Annotated in this window: 17 protein-coding genes; 10 read left to right on the top strand and 7 right to left on the bottom strand. The window is 64.5% G+C overall.

Annotated features, from left to right (window positions below; genetic code table 11):
• Window positions 1–5 precede the first annotated feature (5 nt).
• The 7 genes from A5753_RS22475 to A5753_RS22445 form a co-directional block, all read right to left on the bottom strand.
• Window positions 6–1,388, bottom strand: coding sequence for an alpha/beta hydrolase family protein (locus A5753_RS22475; RefSeq protein WP_067133734.1), 1,383 nt, complete (start codon window positions 1,386–1,388; stop codon window positions 6–8).
• A gap of 208 nt (window positions 1,389–1,596) precedes the next feature.
• The gene (locus tag A5753_RS22470; protein ID WP_067133731.1) at window positions 1,597–2,169 is read right to left on the bottom strand and encodes a hypothetical protein; all 573 of its coding nucleotides are present in this window, start codon (window positions 2,167–2,169) and stop codon (window positions 1,597–1,599) included.
• Entirely contained in the window at window positions 2,166–3,053 is an 888-nt protein-coding gene (locus tag A5753_RS22465) for a hypothetical protein (RefSeq protein WP_067133729.1), read from the bottom strand. Before A5753_RS22465 ends, A5753_RS22470 begins: the two co-directional genes overlap by 4 nt.
• A 55-nt stretch (window positions 3,054–3,108) precedes the next feature.
• Window positions 3,109–3,522 (bottom strand): hypothetical protein, encoded by a 414-nt coding sequence (locus tag A5753_RS22460; protein WP_067133726.1) that lies wholly within the window; start codon window positions 3,520–3,522, stop codon window positions 3,109–3,111.
• A 105-nt stretch (window positions 3,523–3,627) separates the two neighbouring features.
• Entirely contained in the window at window positions 3,628–4,992 is a 1,365-nt protein-coding gene (locus A5753_RS22455; protein ID WP_067133723.1) for a cytochrome P450, read from the bottom strand.
• A 46-nt stretch (window positions 4,993–5,038) separates the two neighbouring features.
• Window positions 5,039–5,236: a ferredoxin gene (locus A5753_RS22450; RefSeq protein WP_067133720.1), complete on the bottom strand. Its 198-nt coding sequence runs from the start codon at window positions 5,234–5,236 to the stop codon at window positions 5,039–5,041.
• 52 nt (window positions 5,237–5,288) lie between these two features.
• Entirely contained in the window at window positions 5,289–5,990 is a 702-nt protein-coding gene (locus A5753_RS22445; RefSeq protein WP_067133717.1) for an SDR family NAD(P)-dependent oxidoreductase, read from the bottom strand.
• A gap of 367 nt (window positions 5,991–6,357) precedes the next feature.
• On the opposite strand from A5753_RS22445, the gene A5753_RS22440 reads away from it, so the two are divergent.
• The 10 genes from A5753_RS22440 to A5753_RS22400 all read left to right on the top strand — a co-directional run bounded on the left by A5753_RS22440 (window position 6,358) and on the right by A5753_RS22400 (window position 17,557).
• A complete protein-coding gene (locus A5753_RS22440) occupies window positions 6,358–7,563 on the top strand; it encodes a CaiB/BaiF CoA-transferase family protein (RefSeq protein WP_067133713.1) in 1,206 nt (401 codons plus the stop codon).
• A 211-nt stretch (window positions 7,564–7,774) separates the two neighbouring features.
• Entirely contained in the window at window positions 7,775–7,954 is a 180-nt protein-coding gene (locus A5753_RS24475; RefSeq protein WP_156656206.1) for a hypothetical protein, read from the top strand.
• Window positions 7,944–8,762 carry an ABC transporter permease gene (locus A5753_RS22435; protein ID WP_067133710.1) on the top strand — a complete coding sequence of 273 codons (819 nt, stop codon included), beginning with the start codon at window positions 7,944–7,946 and terminating at the stop codon, window positions 8,760–8,762. The genes A5753_RS24475 and A5753_RS22435 overlap by 11 nt, the downstream gene beginning before the upstream one ends.
• Window positions 8,763–8,776: 14 nt before the next feature.
• Window positions 8,777–9,622 (top strand): ABC transporter permease, encoded by an 846-nt coding sequence (locus A5753_RS22430; protein ID WP_067133706.1) that lies wholly within the window; start codon window positions 8,777–8,779, stop codon window positions 9,620–9,622.
• 19 nt (window positions 9,623–9,641) lie between these two features.
• On the top strand, window positions 9,642–10,904 hold the full coding sequence (locus A5753_RS22425; RefSeq protein WP_067133703.1) for an MCE family protein: 1,263 nt from the start codon (window positions 9,642–9,644) through the stop codon (window positions 10,902–10,904).
• Window positions 10,901–11,923 (top strand): MCE family protein, encoded by a 1,023-nt coding sequence (locus A5753_RS22420; protein ID WP_067133700.1) that lies wholly within the window; start codon window positions 10,901–10,903, stop codon window positions 11,921–11,923. The genes A5753_RS22425 and A5753_RS22420 overlap by 4 nt, the downstream gene beginning before the upstream one ends.
• Window positions 11,923–13,041: an MCE family protein gene (locus A5753_RS22415; RefSeq protein ID WP_067133697.1), complete on the top strand. Its 1,119-nt coding sequence runs from the start codon at window positions 11,923–11,925 to the stop codon at window positions 13,039–13,041. The genes A5753_RS22420 and A5753_RS22415 overlap by 1 nt, the downstream gene beginning before the upstream one ends.
• Window positions 13,038–14,456 carry an MCE family protein gene (locus A5753_RS22410; protein ID WP_067133695.1) on the top strand — a complete coding sequence of 473 codons (1,419 nt, stop codon included), beginning with the start codon at window positions 13,038–13,040 and terminating at the stop codon, window positions 14,454–14,456. Before A5753_RS22415 ends, A5753_RS22410 begins: the two co-directional genes overlap by 4 nt.
• Window positions 14,453–15,799: an MCE family protein gene (locus A5753_RS22405; RefSeq protein WP_067133691.1), complete on the top strand. Its 1,347-nt coding sequence runs from the start codon at window positions 14,453–14,455 to the stop codon at window positions 15,797–15,799. The genes A5753_RS22410 and A5753_RS22405 overlap by 4 nt, the downstream gene beginning before the upstream one ends.
• Window positions 15,800–17,557: an MCE family protein gene (locus A5753_RS22400; protein ID WP_067133688.1), complete on the top strand. Its 1,758-nt coding sequence runs from the start codon at window positions 15,800–15,802 to the stop codon at window positions 17,555–17,557.
• Window positions 17,558–17,564: the final 7 nt, after the last annotated feature.

The raw sequence follows: 17,564 nt of genomic DNA, 5'->3' as shown, positions 1-17,564 counted from the left end.
CAGGGTCAGAGCAGCTGCTGAGAGGCGTTGCCGGGCAACGCAATCCGATTCACTCCAGGGGTGTGCAGCTGGCCGGCCATCCACGGCAGCGCGGTGGAAAACACCATGGCGGCCGTCGGCCAGTCGTGCTTTCCGGTCTGCGCGATCACTGCGCAGTCGATGCCGTTCGCCCTGCCCAGTCCGCACAGGAACGAGGCGGCCGCGGCCTGGTTACCCGGGTCGGCGGCGGCGCCGCGGCCGGCGACGGCCATCGCGGCGGCATCGACGGTCGTGATGTCGCGGCGCGGTATGCCACCCGATGAGATGGCGAACCAACCGGATACTCCGGTGTAGCGGCCGTGGCCGTTGATCACCGTGGTCGGGTCGAATTTCGCCCACGCGTCGGCATCGCCGTTGAACAGACTGGCGATGGTCTGTTCCCTGGTTCCGGCGTTGGGAGTCAGGTCGCCCTCGATGTCGACGAACGAACTGAACATGTCGGGGTGCATGACGGCCAGGTCCAGCGCGCACGTTCCGCCCATCGACCAGCCGGCGACGCCCCATCGGGACGGGTCGGGGCTCACCCCGAAGTTCGAGACCAGGTAGGGCACAACGTCTTTGGTCAGGTGGTCGGCGGCCCGGCCGCGGCTTCCGTTGACGCATTCGGTGTCGTTGTCGAACGCCCCACCCGGGTCGACGAAAACCAGCACCGGCGAATTGCCGCCGTGCGCGGCCGCGAAGGCATCGGCGGTGTCCACCGCGCCGCCGGCGCGTACCCAGTCGGCGGGCGTGTTGACCATCCCCCCGATCATCATCACCGTCGGCAGCTGCGGGGGCGGGTAGCTGGCAAACCATGCCGGCGGCAGGTAGACGAGTTCCTCGCGATGCTTGAAATGCGACGCGTCATCGGGGATCACGACAGGAACCAGGCTGCCGTGCGGCGGCTTCGAGCCCTTCGCCGCCAGCGTGGTGACGGTCGCCTTGTCCGCCTGGTTGGGCAGCGGAACGGAGGTGAACTGGTCCCACGCACTCTGCACGGTCTGGAAGTAGCCGACCCATTGGTTGAGCACGAGCAGCGAGCAGAGCAGGCACAGCGGCACGGCCAGGATCGATAGACCACGCCGCCACCACCGCGCACCGCGCCAGCCTAGGATCAGCACCGCCATGGCCATTCCGACCAGGGCGATCCACACGTAGAGCGCATCCGGTGCCGACTTGCTGGCGCCGTCGGCGATAAGAGAACGCGCCCCGAGGGCCGTCATGATCCCGACGACGGCGGCGGCGGGCAGCCACAGCAGGCGCCAACGACGTGAGCGCCACCCGGCGGCGAGCCCTAGCGCGATCGGCGTGACGGTCTGAGCCGTGATCGGCGCCCAACCGTGGATCAAAGATGTGCACAGTAGCGACATGTCGACTCCTCCTCTCAGCGGTACGAAAGAAGGATCGAACAGCGGCCTCAGCGAATCCTTGGTGGATTCTTGGGGCGAGCGTCGGGGGCGCGATTGGCGTCTCGGCTTCGAATGTGAAGCCAGCTTCACGCTCGGCTTCGAGCGGGCGATTAACTTCACGCTCGGCGAAGCCGCGGTCAGATTCGCTGGTCGAACAGCTGAAACGGCGCTAGACCGGGTCGAATTTGGTGATCAGCCAGGCGCCGTTGATCCTTGTCAAGCTCACCAGCACGCTGCTGGAAGCCATCGCGGGATCGGGATTGTCCTTGCTCGTGGTGCTCTGGTCGACGAGCACCAGCACGACGGCCGAATCCGGATGCAATTCCTGAACCGCGGCCCCCAACACCCGAGCGTTGGTTTTCAGTGACTTCTGTTTGGCTGCCGGAGCCACAATCTGTTCGGTGAACTGGTTGTAGTACGACAGGAAGTCCCCGGACAGGTGAGATTTGGCGGCGGCGAAGTCTTTGTCGAGGGAGTCGGGCGAGTACGACAGTAACGCGACCGTGCCATCGGACGCCGCGTTGGCGACGGCGCTCGCGACACGGGCGTCGGTCTGTTTGTCCGGCCGGTACTGCTTGAAGTACAGCCACGTCGCGGCGCCACCCGAAAGCACCAGCAGCACAATCAAAATCACGGGAACGATTTTCACCTTGCGCCGCGCTGGCGGGGTGCCACTTTCATTGCCGTCGGTTTGTTCGGCAGGGCCGTCGACTGTCTCGATGCTGGGCTTTTCCTCGCTCATGGAATGAACTCCACGTTGGACATCTTGTATTGGCCGCCATCGTCTTTGACGGTCACCTTGAGGCGCCAATTGCGTGGTTCGTCTTTGGCGCCCGCGGCGTTGGTGATGTGTGATGTCGCCGCGACAAGGACCAACGCGAAATCTCCGTTGATGGTTTGCACGGCCGCCGCGTTCACGGTTCCTTGAGTGACCACTTTGGACTGCTGGACAACGGTCGTGAAATCTTTTGCACGCGCCTGGAAGTCGTCGTGGAACTGGCCGGTCGAGCTGTCGATCACCCGCTGAACGTCTTCCTTGGCCTTATTGAAGTCCATGGAAGTCAGGTTGATGACACCTTGTCTGGCTCCCGCGATGAAGTTCGCGCCGCGCTGCTTGCGCTCGGTGGTTTCATGACGCTGCCAGACCATGTATCCACTGGCTGCGACGAAGGCGCAGATGAGGACGATGACGGCCGCCTTCCACGCCACGGACCACGAGGGCAGCCGCAGGCGTCGTCGAGAGCGGGCCGGCTTCGATGATCCTGCGTCTTCGGCGGCTTCTTGGCCGGATTCCGCTTCGGCGGCCTCGCTTGCATCGACGGTGTCGGTGACGTCCTCGCCGGTTGCGTCGTCGGTCTTCGCCTCGGCCGTGTCAGCTGCGTCCTCGTCGGCCCCTGAAGGTTCTTCCTCAGCGTTCGGGGCTTCTTCGGCGGTCTCGGCCGCGGCAGTCTCTGCCTCGGCAGCGGCGAGCGCTTCACGCCGGAGCCGGGCGGCACGGGCGCGGGCACGTGCCGCGGCGGCCAGCGCCTCGGCTTCGGCGGCTTCAGCCTCGGCTTCCTCGAGCAACGCCTTTGCGTCGGCTTTCGAGGTGGCCGAATCGTGTGGCGGTTTCTTCGCCTCAACCATGGTGCTGACTCCCCGTCGCCCTCATGAGCGACCGACTCCGATACGGCTCACGCGGCTAGAATCGCACGAGCGAGAACGGGTAACTGGTGGTGCCCCCCGGGCCGCCTCCGCAGCCGGTGTCGAACGTCGAGTCGACCTGACCCGTCAGCGTCGTCGCATCCCAGGAATACACGTCGTGGGAGGGAAAGAACTGGACCACGCAGCGCACACCGTCGGGCACATCGACGGACAGGGTGTAGCGGCCGTTGGCCAGGTGAGCTTCTCCTCTGTAGACCGTCGCTTGCCCGTTGGGCTGCGGAGTCGCATATACGCTCACGCATCCCGGCGCTACTGGAGTGCACGGGCTGATCGACCAAATCCAGAAGTGGCCGGGATCCCGGTTCGTGTCCACGTGGTAGTTGACAAACAGCATGTCCGCGTAGGCGGCCGGGGAAAGAGTCAGCGCGGCCGCGGCAAGCGCAAGGCTCATTGCGAAAGTCTTCACCCGAGCGTCTCCCCTCTCTGCCTACGCGCTTGCCTCAGATATTAGGACGCGGTCGTGCCGAACAGGCCTACTCGCGAAAATATGAGTGGCTTAGTCGATGACCGCGGATTCCTTGCGTTCGGTAATGGGCCTGGCGAGTTCTTGCTCGTCGCAGATCCGCTGCAGCTTTTCCAGCGTTTCGTCCAGGCCTGCTCCGACCTTACGCCCGGGCGTGAAGGTGGCCGGCAGCTTACGCATGCCCTGGATGACACCGATGGTCTCGTAGTGGACGGTGCCCTCCGGATCGCACTGATAGTCGGGCATCCGGTCCAGCACCGCGGTCAGCATGGACTTGAAGACGGTCCGCGCCACATTCGACCCGATACACCGGTGGACTCCAAGCCCAAAACTGAAGTGGCGATTGCCTTTACGGTCGAGGACGATCTCGTCCGGGTCGTGGAACACCGATGGGTCGCGGTTGGCCATCGCCCACGAAATCCACAGCCGTTCACCCTCTTTGAACTGCGTGCCGTCGAGCTCGGTGTCGTCGGCGAAGGTCCTGCCATCCCCGGGCGCCGGAGTGAAGAAGCGCAGGAACTCTTCGGTCGCGGGGTCGAGCAGGGTTTTGCGCTCATCGCTGAGCAGCTGTCGTTGCTCCGGGTGCTCCGAAAGCCATTCCAGCGAGTGGGCGGTCAGGGCGGTCGTGGTGTCGAAGCCACCGCCGATGACCAGACCCAGGTTCCCCAGGATTTCCAGCTCCGGGGCCGGCTCGCCGTCGATCCGCATCTCGAGCAGGCCGTTGACGATTCCGGGCCGCGGGTTTGCGCGGATCTCGATCATGTTGTTGACCATGTCGAGCCCCATCTCGCGGTGCATCGCGGTGACGCGCTCGATATCGGGGGAGTGCTCGGGTGTGTACACCGCGGCGTGCACCGGCTCGCTGTACATGTTCCACTTCTTTAGCGGGATGCCCAGCATCGCCAGCGTGAAGACGGCGGGCACGATATTGGCCAGGTCGTCGACGAAGTCGATGCGGCCACTCTCGATCTTCTCGTCGAGGCAGGCCCGCGTCACGTCGTCGATGAACGGCTCCCAGCGCTTGATCGCCGCCGGTGAAAGATACGGGTTGAGCACCGTCCGGTAGGTGCGGTGTTCGGGGTCGTCCATCTCCAAGATTCCGCCGCGCACCGCGCTGACCCGGCTGGCGGTGGGGATCGAAATGCCTTTGTAGCCACGGCGTTCGCCGTGGATGTCGTGGTCATTGGAGACGGCGGGGCAGCGGGCGAGCTCGAAGACCTCGTGGCTTCCGGCCGCGACCCAGTGGCCGCCGTAGGTTTCCGTCCAGGCGATGGGGCACTTTGCGTGCATCTCTTCGGTGATCGTCTTGAACTGCGACCTGTACTCGGAGGAATGCCGGTCGAAGTGGTACCGGTTCTTCTTGCGGTCGCCGTCATTGACGACGTCGTCGACACTCAACGCTCTAGTCTCCCTACGTGTTTCGCGTACTGAGGACCCTGCCGGCTCAGTCGTCGGTGATCATGATGGCCTGCTCCGGGCAAGATTGGGCGGCCTCACGGACCTTGTCCTCGCGATCGGCGGGCACCACCTCGTCGACCGCCGACGAACTGCCGTCGATGTCGCTGAGCTGAAACGATTCCGGAGCGATCATCGCGCACAGGGTGTGGCCCTGACACCGTTCTGGATCCACCGAGACCTTCACGGGCTTTCTCCTCTCACACTGGTGCCGGGCACCGCTGACAAATCGCCACCGCTCAGGTGTTTCGGCCGCCGTTGACGCCCAAGATCTGACCCGTGATGTAGCCGGCCTCCTCGGACACCAGAAACGCGCATGCCGCCGCGATGTCCTCGGGCGTGCCCATCCGGCGTACCGGGGTCCGCGCGATGGTCTCGTCGATGTCGCCGAGGAAACCGTTCTTTTCGGCCGCGCGCAGCATCGGGGTATCGATGAAACCCGGCGGCACCGCGTTGACCGTGATGCCCTTGGGCCCGTACTCGAGTGCCAGCGACTTCGTCAGGCCGTTGACCGCCGACTTGGCCGCCACGTAGTGACTCATGTAGGGCGCGCCGGAATGCGTGCTCGATGACGAGATGTTGACGATGCGTCCCCAGCCCGCCTCGACCATGTCGGGCAGCACCGCCTGCACGGTGTGGAAGACGCCGTTGAGGTTGACGTCGATTACCCGCTGCCAGTCCTCGAAGCTGATGTTGTTGAACTTCTTGAACCCGTCGAGTCCGGCGGCGTTGACCAGAACCGTCACCGGCCCAAGTTGGGCGCGGATGCCTGAGAGCGCCGCATCCACCTGCGACCGGTCCGTGACGTCGGCGGTGAAGGCGAAATCGGCGTCCGACGGGCGCAGGTCGATGGAGGCGACATTCAAACCGTCGGCACGCAGGCGTTGCGCGACGGCGAGACCGATGCCGGATCCGCCACCGGTGACTACCGCAGTCTTCACGTTGAGGCCTCGACTCCCACGGGGGCCATTTCAGTCACAAAGAATCTCCCTTACAATTATGAGAACCTTACTCTCCATGCGGAGCGGCATGCAACACGCGCGCAACAGCACGTCCTGCCTGCATGGAGAGGCCCAGGCCGACGGCGTACGGTGGCTTTTCGCCCCGGTCATCACCTCGATACCGTTCCTGAGACTTTCTTGAATTATCGAAAGTCGAATGTAAGATTCGCCGGGGAAGAGAATGAAATTATCGTGACGGCCACCACACTAGGGGGTACGTAATGCCTGCCCAGGACACGGCGGAGCCCGCCACTGGGACCGCAGCGGCCATGGGGTCAACAGCCGTCTCAGCGAAAGAGGCCGGCGCATGAGGCCGCTCGAAGGCATCCGCGTCCTCGAGGTTGCCATGTACGGGTTCGTTCCCTCGGCGGGTGCGGTCCTGGCCGAATGGGGCGCCGACGTGGTCAAGGTCGAGCATGCGGTGACCGGTGATCCGCAGCGCGGGCTGCGTCAAACCGGGATGCTGCGCGTCGAAGGCGATCCCAACCCCAACATCGAGCACGCCAACCGTGGCAAGCGCAGCATCGGACTCGACATGTCGGTGCCCGAGGGCAAGGAGGTGCTCTACGAGCTGGCCCGTCGCGCCGATGTCTTCCTGACCAGTTTCCTGCCCGACCACCGGCAAAAGTTCGGCATCGACGTCGACGACATCCGGGCGGTCAACCCGAACATCGTCTACGCGCGGGGCAGCGCGCTCGGCCCACGTGGCGAAGAGTCGACCAAGGGCGGCTACGACATGACCGCCTTCTGGTGCCGGGCCGGAACCGCGGCCACCATCACCCCGGCCGGCATGCCGGGCATGATCGCGCCGCCCGGACCGGCCTACGGCGACACCATCTCGGGTACCAACCTCGCCGGTGGCATCGCGGCGGCGCTGCTCAAGCGCGAGCGCACCGGTGAACCGTCCGTGGTCGACGTGTCCCTGCTGGGCAGCGGGCTGTGGTCGATGGGACACACCGTCGCGCTGACAAAGCATTTGGGCCAGCGACTGGAGGCGCCGCCGCCCGGAGTGCACGGCGCACCCAATAACCCGTTGGTCGGCCTGTACACAACATCCGACGGCCGCTACATCTCCTTCGTGATGATGCAGCCCACCAAGTTCTGGGCCGACGTGTGCCGTCATGTCGACCTGCCGGAGTTGGCCGACGACCCGCGCTTCGACACCGTGGAGAACATCGCCGCCAACACGGCCGACGCGGTGGAGCTGCTGACCAAGGCCATCGCCACCCGCACGCTGCTTGAGTGGAGCGAGCGCTTCGCCACACTCTCGGGCCCGTGGGCTCCCGTGCAGGACACCCTGCAAGCAGCCGACGACGCGCAGATCCGCGCGAACGAGTACCTGTTGAAGGCTGGTGAACTCGAGCTCGTGGCCAACCCGGTACAGTTCGACGTCGCAGCGCCACAGACCGGGCCTGCCCCCGGATTCGCTGAGCAGACCGACGAGATCCTGATGGATCTCGGCCTCGACTGGGACCGCATCATCGAACTCAAGACGGCCGGCGCCGTCACCTAAGACCGGAGCAGCCCTGAAATGGTTGAGCAGACTGTCGCTTGCGTTGGGACGCAGTTGCCTTGCGTCACTGCACCGACCGCGAAGAGCGCGATAACGGTTATGCATTTTTCGCTCCGCCCGGACGCGGCATGAGTCATAATCGCCGGACGCTCCAAGACGCGGAGTCCCTCGTTTTGCGGCGTGATCTCACGCAACGGGACGGAGGTTTGGCGTGAGCGACCTCGCGGCTGCATCTGCGATCGATGCCGGAACGCGCTTGCCCGCTGAGCATTTCGCCCTCGTCAGCGTGCGTTTACAGCCGTCAATTCCGCTGAACTTACCTCAGCCGTTGCGCGACAACAAGACTGTCGGTCTCGTAGCGTGGAAAGGGGCTGCTGCCGGTGGCGACTAAGGGAGCAGACCACTGGTCGACGGGATTGCCCGCGCTGCGGCTCAAGTTCAATTTCGCAGGGCCGATGCAGGCCGTCGGAGCGTTGTTCGCAATGTCGGCCGACGCGGTCAAGTACGCGTTCCGCCGGCCGTTCCAGTGGCGGGAGTTCTTGGAGCAGTCCTGGTTTGTCGCGCGGGTGTCGCTGGCTCCGACCTTGTTGGTGGCGATCCCCTTTACCGTCCTCGTCAGCTTCACGCTCAACATCCTGTTGCGCGAACTGGGCGCGGCGGATCTGTCCGGTGCGGGTGCCGCGTTCGGTGCCGTCACTCAGCTCGGCCCGCTGGTCACAGTGTTGATCGTCGCGGGCGCCGGTGCAACGGCGATGTGCGCGGACCTGGGGGCACGAACGATTCGCGAAGAAATCGACGCGATGGAAGTGCTGGGCATCAACCCGGTCCAGCGGTTGGTCACACCGCGAATGCTGGCTTCCGGACTGGTGGCCTTTCTGCTCAACAGCCTGGTCGTCATCATCGGCGTCCTTGGCGGCTACGTCTTTTCGGTGTTTGTCCAAGACGTCAATCCCGGCGCGTTCGCCGCGGGTATCACCTTGCTCACCGGCGTGCCCGAGGTGATTATTTCGTGTGTCAAGGCAGCCCTTTTCGGCCTTATCGCCGGCTTGGTGGCCTGCTATCGGGGCCTGTCGATCACCGGCGGAGGCGCAAAGGCCGTCGGCAACGCGGTGAACGAGACCGTGGTTTATGCCTTCATGTCCCTGTTTGTGGTCAACGTGGTGGTCACCGCGGTCGGCATCAAGATGACGGCGAAGTAGGGCGAGGGGCGACAATGGCGCTGAGGGCCGCATATCCGCGATTGACCCGCCAGCTCGAGCGGCCGGTTTCCCTGATGGGGCGGATCGGCGACCACACGCTGTTTTACGGTAAAGCGCTCGCCGGAATACCCTTCGCGGCCAAACATTACACACGCGAAGTCATTCGACTGATCGCCGAAATCAGCATGGGCGCAGGCACTTTGGCGATGATCGGCGGAACCGTCGTGATCGTCGGCTTCCTGACGCTCGCGGCGGGCGGCACCCTGGCCATTCAGGGCTACACCTCGCTGGGCAATATCGGCATCGAAGCGCTAACGGGCTTTCTGTCCGCGTTCATCAACGTCCGCATCGCGGCACCGGTGGTCGCAGGGATCGGCCTGGCGGCCACCTTCGGCGCCGGAGTGACGGCTCAGCTAGGTGCCATGCGGATCAACGAAGAAGTCGATGCGTTGGAAAGCATGGCCATTCGCCCGATTTCCTACCTGGTCAGCACCAGGATCCTGGCCGGAATGATGGCTATCACGCCGCTGTACAGCATCGCCGTGATCCTGTCGTTTGTTGCCAGCCAGTTCACCACGACGTTCTTGCTCGGACAGTCGCAGGGTCTATACCAGCACTACTTCAACACGTTCCTGAACCCGATCGACTTGTTGTGGTCGTTCCTGCAGGCCATCCTGATGGCGCTCACCATCCTGCTGATCCACACCTACTACGGCTATTTCGCTTCGGGCGGGCCGGCCGGTGTCGGCAACGCGACCGGTAACGCGGTGCGCACCTCGCTCATCGTCGTGGTGTCGGTGACGCTGTTGGTCTCGCTCTCTATCTACGGTACGAACGGCAACTTCAACCTGTCCGGTTAGCAGAGGAGGTGGAACCGAAGTGACTCAGAATGTGCCGGCGGGTCGCGGCGCGACGGCGGGCCGACCCCGGCGCACCGGACACGCGCGGCCACCGGCCGGACGGAACTATTTGCCGCCCCTGCTCGGGTTGGCCACCGTCCTCATCATTTGCTTGATTTTTGCCGTGGCGGTGGGTCTGTTTCAGGGCTCCTTCACCGAAACCGTGCCGGTGACTGTGATCTCGCAACGCGCCGGCCTGGTGATGAACCCGGACGCCAAGGTCAAGCTGCGCGGCGTGCAGGTGGGCAAGGTCGCCTCGATCGACTCGCTGCCCAACGGCCAAGCGGCCATTCATCTGGCGATGGACCCGTCGCAGATGCACTTCATTCCCGGCAACGTCCTCGTCAACATCGCATCATCGACGGTCTTCGGCGCGAAGTCCGTCGAGTTGGTACCACCCGACCAACCTTCGGCCCAGCGGCTACGCGCCGGCCAGACGCTGCAGGGCCAGCACGTCATGGTCGAAATCAACACGGTGTTCCAGCAATTGGTGTCAGTGCTGAGCCACATCGACCCGCCGAAGCTCAACGAGTCGCTGGGTGCGCTGGCACAGGCGTTCAGCGGACGGGGCCCACAGCTCGGCCAGGCGCTCAGCGACCTGGATTCGTTTCTGGCCAAGTTGGAGCCGAGCCTTCCCGCATTCCGTCATGACCTCACAGTCTTGCCTGAGGTGTCCAACGCCTATGCCGACGCGGCTCCCGACCTGGTGAAGACCGCCGCGAACGCGACCCGGATCAGCAAGACGATTGTTGAGGAGCAGCACAACCTGGACGCCTTGCTGATCAGCGCGATCGGCTTGGCCGACATCGGCAACGAGGTTTTGTCGACGAACCGCGGACCCCTGACGAATGTGTTGCATCTGCTCGTGCCGACCACCGATCTGACCAATGAGTACGGCCCGGCGCTCACCTGTGGCTTCGGCGGGCTGGTGCAGCTATCTCACGGCGCGCCGTTGTCGGAGCCGAGCATCAACATCTCGGCGAGTCTCACGTGGGGCGCCGAACGTTATCGGTATCCCACGAACCTGCCCAAGGTCGCCGCGACGGGCGGCCCGCAGTGCGTGGGTATGCCCAAGTTGCCGTTCAATACGAGCCCACCCCAGCTGATTGCCGACACCGGCGCGAACCCCGTGAACTTCGGGAACCCACAGCTGTTGATCAACTCCGATCTCCTCAAGCAGCTGTTGTACGGCCCGCTCGCCGGTCCGCCACGCAATTCCGCGCAGATCGGACAACCCGGATGAGAACGCGCGCCACGCTGATCAAATTCGGCATCTTCGCGGTCGTGATGGCGTTGCTGACCGCCTTCCTGTTCTTCATCTTCGGCCAGTACCGGACGGGTTCGACGACCGAGTATTCGGCGGTGTTCTCTGACGTCTCGCGCCTCAAGCCGGGCCAGTCGGTGCGCGTCGCCGGGATCCGGGTGGGCTCGGTCAATAGCGTGTCGCTGCAACCGGACAAGAAAGTTGTGGTGAAATTCGACGCCGACCGCAACGTCGTCCTCACCGAGGGCACTAGGGCGGCGGTCCGCTATCTGAACCTGGTGGGCGATCGCTACCTCGAACTCGTCGATGGTCCGGGCTCGACCAAGCATCTGCCGGCCGGCGGTCAGATTCCGGTCAGCCGCACCGCCCCGGCACTCGACCTCGATCTGCTGCTGGGCGGACTCAAACCCGTTACCCAGGGCCTTAATGCGCGCGACGTCAACGCACTCACCTCAGGATTGTTGCAGGTCTTTCAGGGTCAGGGCGGGACTCTCGACTCGCTGTTCGCCAAGACGACGTCGTTTTCGAACGCCTTGGCCGACAACGATCAAACCGTGCAGCAATTGATCGACAACCTCAACATCGTGATCGGCACGGTCTCCAAGGACGGCAAACAGTTCTCCGGCGCGATCGATCGCCTCGAGCAGCTTGTCAGCGGGCTGTCGAATGACCGCGACACGATCGGGTCCGCCATTGACGCCCTGGACAAGGGGACAGCCTCGCTGGCGGATCTGCTGGCCGAGGCGCGCCCGCCTCTGTCCGGCACCATAGCTCAGCTGAATCGCCTGGCGCCGATACTCGATGGCGACAGGGACCGCCTCGACGCCGTACTCGGCAAGGCGCCAAAGAACTACCGCAAGTTGGTCCGACTCGGCGTGAACGGTGCCACCATCCCGTACTACCTCTGCCAGTTCGGGCTCCGCGGCACGGATCTTTCGGGTAAGACGGTGCGCGCCAATATCTTCAGGTCAGAAGCAGGAAGGTGCTCGGAACCCTAATGCTCAAGTATCGCGGAGCTGGGCTGGTCAAGCCCGGACTGATCGGCGTCGTCCTGGCGGTGATGGTCATCCTGGTGGGCCTGTCGCCCGATCGGTTCACCCAATGGGCGACGATGGTCCGCTACCAGGCGCTGTTCACCGAAGCCGGCGGTCTCGCGACCGGCAACCCCGTGATCGTGTCGGGGTTGAAGGTCGGCACGGTGTCGGACGTGAAGCTGCGCCACGGCGATGCGCTGGTGACGTTCGCGATGAAGGGCAACATCCTGCTCGGCTCGGAGACTTCCGCGCATATCCGCACCGGCACGTTGCTGGGCGAGCGAATGCTGACGGTGGAGTCCGCGGGCGGCGGCACGATGCATCCGATGACGCTGATCCCCGTCTCGCGCACGTCCTCGCCGTATTCGTTGACCGAAGCGGTCAGTGACCTGACGTCGGACACGGCCGGCACCAACACCACGGCGCTGAATCAGTCGTTGGACACGCTGGCGGCGACGCTCGACCAGATCGCACCCCAGATGGGGCCGGCCTTCGACGCGCTCACCCGGTTGTCGCGAACCCTCAACAGCCGCAACAAGAACCTGGGCGAGTTGTTCAAGAGTGCCGGCGATGTCACCGGAATACTCTCCGAACGCAGCATGCAGGTCAACAAGCTCATCCTGAACTCGGATTCCCTGCTGCAAGTGCTGGTCGCCCGCCGGCAAGAGATCGTGGACCTGCTGGCCAACACGTCGGTGGTGGCCAAGCAGCTGACGGCGTTGGTGCACGACAACGAAAGCACATTGGCGCCGACGCTGGAGCGGCTGAATCGGGTTCTCGGAGTGTTGGAGAAGAACCGCGACAACATCGGCAAAGCGCTGCCAGGCCTTGCCAAATTCCAGATCACCGTCGGTGAGGCCATTTCCGGCATGTACGCCTACCAGGCGTTCGCCCCGAACTTCCTTGTCCCGCAACTCTTCCAGGAGCTGGTCGACTACCTCTGGGGATTCCGGACCTTCGATACTGCTAAGGGCCCCGGCTCCCCATCGCCGGTACCTCGGGCACTGACCCCTTGGCCATACAACTTGATTCCGCAGTGCCCTGGTTGCACCTTGGGCGGACGGATCGGAGGATCACAATGATCTCCCGGATGCCGCGCAAGCGGGTGGCCGCGGTGACCGCGATCGTGCTCGTCGGGCTGATCGTTGCCGGGGCCGCCGTGGTCATCCGTAACACGTTCTTCGGCCCACGGACGATTACCGCCTACTTCACCGTCGCCACCGCGATCTATCCCCATGACGAGGTGCGGGTTTCGGGTGTCAAAGTCGGCAGCATCAAATCCATTCAGCCGCAAGGCACTCAGGCCAAGATGGTCCTCAAGGTCGACCGCGACGTGCCCATTCCGGCGGACGCGAAGGCGGTGATCGTCGCCCCGAATCTGGTGGCCGCCCGCTACGTCCAGCTCTCACCGGCCTACCGCGATAGAGGGCCGGTCATGCGCGATGGCGCAGTCATACCGGTCGAACGCACCGCAGTGCCGGTCGAGTGGGACGAGGTCAAAACCCAGTTGATGCGGCTGGCAACGGATCTGGGACCCAAGAGCGGGGTATCGGGCACATCCGTGGGGCGGTTCATCGACAGCGCCGCCAACGCGTTGGACGGCAACGGCGACAAGCTGCGCCAAACGCTCGGTCAATTGTCAGGCGTAGGCCGGATCCTCGCCAACGGCAGTGGCAACATCGTCGACATCATCAAAAACCTGCAGACCTTCGTCGCCGCGCTGCGCGACAGCAATGTCCAACTCGTGCAGTTCAACAATCGCCTTGCCACGCTCACCAGCGTGGTCAATGACAGCAAATCGGATTTGGACGCGGCGTTGACCGATCTGTCGACGGCGGTGGGCGAAGTGCGGCGATTCATCGCCGGGACCCGCAACCAGACCAGCGAGCAGATCGCCCGGTTGGCCGATGTCACGCAGAACCTGGTCGATCACCACATGGCCCTGGAAAACATTCTGCACGCGGCGCCGAACGCGTTCGGCAACTTCTTCAACGACTACAACGCCGACACCGGAACGATCGTGGGTGGCTTCGGGCTGATGAACATGGCGAATCCCACCTGGGGCGGTCAGGTTCTGCTGTCCACACCGGGCTGCACGCAAATCGGCGCCATCGAGAACATCACCGCGGTCGAATCGGGCAAGCTGTGCTCGCTGTTCCTTGGTCCTGGATTGCGGCAGACGAGCTGGAATAACTCGCCGATTCCCATCAACCCGTTCATCGCCAAGTCAATCGACCCGGGCAGGGTTCTCTACACCGAACCGCGCCTGGCCCCCGGCGGCGAGGGGCCGAAACCCGCGGCCCCTGAGATCCCGCCGGCGGTGTCGGCGTACACCGGCCTGCCGGGTGATCCGGTGGGACCGCCGGGGGCGGTGCCGCCGGAGCGGATACCGGGCGCGGCGATGCCGCTGCCGCCGCCACCGTCGACACCGATGCCACCACCTCCGGCGCCCACCGTGTCGGGCATGCTGCTGCCAGACGGAGGGCCACAACAATGATCGCCCGGGTAGTCGCCAGGCGCGTGTTCACCGTCGGCTGTTGCGTGGTGTTGACGGCCACGGGATGCGCATTCCACGGCCTGAATTCACTACCCCTGCCCGGCGCGGTCGGACGCGGGCCGGGGGCCAACATCTACCACGTCGAGCTCCCGAATGTCGGCACGATGGAATCGAATTCGCCGGTGATGATCGACGACGTCGTCGTTGGCAGTGTCGGTGCGATGAGGGTGCAGGGCTGGCACGCCGACGTCGAGATCTCGGTCAAGCGCGATGTGGTGGTCCCGGCCAATGTGGTAGCCACCGTCGGCCAGACCAGTTTGCTCGGCTCGATGCATCTGGAGCTCAATACCCCGCTCGGACAATCGGGAAGCGGACGGCTGCAGCCGGGGGCAACCATCCCGCTGAGCCGGTCGTCGGCCTACCCGTCGACCGAGCAAACGCTCTCGTCGCTCGGCGCGGTCGTCAACGGCGGCGGATTGGGACAGATCGGGGAGGTCATTCACAATTTCTCGGCCGCCCTGTCCGGGCACGAGGGCGCGGTGCGTGATCTCATTACCCGCCTGGACACCTTCGTGGGGACACTGGACGACCAGCGGGACAACCTCGTCGCCTCCATCCAGGCGCTGAATCGGCTGTCGGCCAACTTCGCCGACCAGCGCGACGTTGTCACCGAAGCGCTGCGCAAGATACCGCCGGCGCTCGAGGTGTTGATCAAGGAGCGGCCGCGTCTGACGGCCGCGCTGGATCATCTTCGGGTCTTCAGCAACACCGCCACGCGGCTGGTCAACGACGCGCAGGCCGACTTGGTCACGAACCTCAAAAACCTGGAGCCGACCATCAAAGCGCTCGCCGACGTCGGACCGGAGTTCGGCGCGGCCATCTCGGCGGCGTTCGTGTTCCCGTTCACCCAGAACTTCGTCGACCGAGCGGTCCGAGGCGATTTCTTCAACCTGCATTTCGATTTTGACCTGACGATTCCACGGCTCAAGAAGGGATTGTTCCTGGGAACCCACTGGGGGCAACTGGACATGCCGGTGCCACCGGTGCCGGGCGACCCGTATCGCATGAATTACACACTCGATCCTCTGCATAGCCCGCTGAGGCCACCGTGGGTCGATCCCGACGCGTTGCCGCTGCCGCCACCACCGCCGGGTGCGGCTCCGCTGCCCGGCCCACCGCCGGCTGCGGGACCGGGACCGGGAAATTATGGACCGCTGCCCGGGCCTGCTCCGGGTGCGGCCCCGCTGCCCGGACCTGCTTCGGGTGCGGCCCCGCTGCCCGACGCGGGTCTCGGCCAAACGGCGCCGCCCGCAGAGGCGCCGCCGGCGGGAGCGGGTGGATAGATGCTGACGCGCTTCGTTCGTATCCAGCTGGCGATTTTCGTGATCGCCGGAATCATTGGCGTGATTGCGATGGTCCTCTTCTACATCCAAGCGCCGACCTTGCTGGGCATCGGCCGGATGACGGTGACGCTGGAGCTGCCGGCCACCGGCGGCCTGTACCGGTTTTCCAACGTGACCTACCGTGGGGTTCAGCTCGGCAAGGTCACCTCGGTGGGTTTGACGCCGACCGGCGCGAAAGCGACGCTGTCGCTGAGCACTTCACCCAAGGTGCCCGCTGACCTCACAGCGCAGGTGCTCAGTGTCTCCGCGGTGGGTGAGCAGTACGTGGACCTGCGGCCCAAAACCGATTCGCCGCCCTATCTGCACGACGGCTCGGTAATCGCCGTGCGCGACACGACGATTCCGCAGCCGGTCGCCCCAATGCTCGAACAGGTCAATGCCTTGGTCCAAAGCATCCCGAAGACCAAACTCGGACAACTGCTCGACGAGTCCTTCCAGGGCTTCAACGGTTCCGGTTACGACCTGGGGTCGTTACTCGATTCCTCGAAGACTTTGTCCCGCGACGCAAACGGCGTCGTCGATCGGACACGAGCGCTCACCGAGGACACCGCCCCGCTGCTGGATACCCAAGCGAGCACCACCGATTCGATCAGGAAGTGGGCACACAGCTTCGCCGGCATCTCGGATACGCTGGTGGATAACGATTCCCACTTCCGCACCATCTTGGAGAAGGGCCCTGACACCGCGAACGAAGCTTCGCGTCTTCTCGAGCAAATCAAACCGACGCTGCCAGTCCTGCTTGCCAACCTGACCACCATCGGGCAGATCGGCGTCACCTACCACCCCTCACTCGAGCAGCTACTGGTGTTGCTACCGTCGGGTGTTGCTGTCGAGCAGGCCGCTCAGGGTGAAAACCACCCCGACGGTAGGGCATACGGCGACTTCGCGGCCACGGTCGACGATCCGCCTATTTGCACGGTCGGCTTCATGCCCCCCAACACCTGGCGATCCCCGGACGACCTCACCGACATCGACACACCCGACGGGTTGTATTGCAAACTCCCGCAGGATTCACCGATCGCGGTTCGTGGCGCCCGCAACTATCCCTGCATGGGCCACCCGGGCAAGCGCGCACCGACCGTCGAAATCTGCAACAGCGACAAGCCGTACATGCCGCTGGCGATGCGCCAGCACACCCTCGGTCCCTATCCGCTGGACCCGAATCTGTTGTCCCAGGGTGTCCCGCCCGATGACCGGATCACTACCAATGACAGGATTTTCGGCCCGGTCGAGGGGACGCCACTACCGCCGGGGGCGGTGCCGCGCGGCGCCCCTGCGGGGCCGCGGGGGGAAAATCCACCGCCGGGCACGGTTGGGGCCGCTGTTCCCCCGGTGCCGTCTTCGGGACCCCCAGCGTTGGCGCCGATGTCGAGAATGTCGGCGGACCTTCCGCCTATCGCGCCACTCGATGTCCCTGCGGCGGGAGAACTTCCGCCGCCGCCCGCAGCGCCGGCCCCGCCTCCAGTCCCGCTCGTTCCTCCCGGCCCTGCACCGGCCGAGGGGGCCGACGGCGGAGGACCCAAGGCTGCGCCAAGCTCGTTCGGAGGCAACGCATCTAAGCCCGCGCCCTCGGTCGTGGTGGCGAAGTACGATCCGCACACGGGTCGTTATGTCGGTCCCGACGGAAAGTTGTATCAGCAGTCGGATCTCGTTGCTCCGAAAGCGCCCAGGACGTGGAAGGACATGCTGCCCACCTGAATTCGCC

Origin of the sequence: Mycobacterium sp. 852002-51971_SCH5477799-a (genome assembly GCF_001667145.1) — a bacterium.
Lineage (GTDB): Bacteria > Actinomycetota > Actinomycetes > Mycobacteriales > Mycobacteriaceae > Mycobacterium.
Note: the sequence above shows the minus strand (reverse complement) of the source record. Positions and strands in the feature narration are given on the sequence as shown.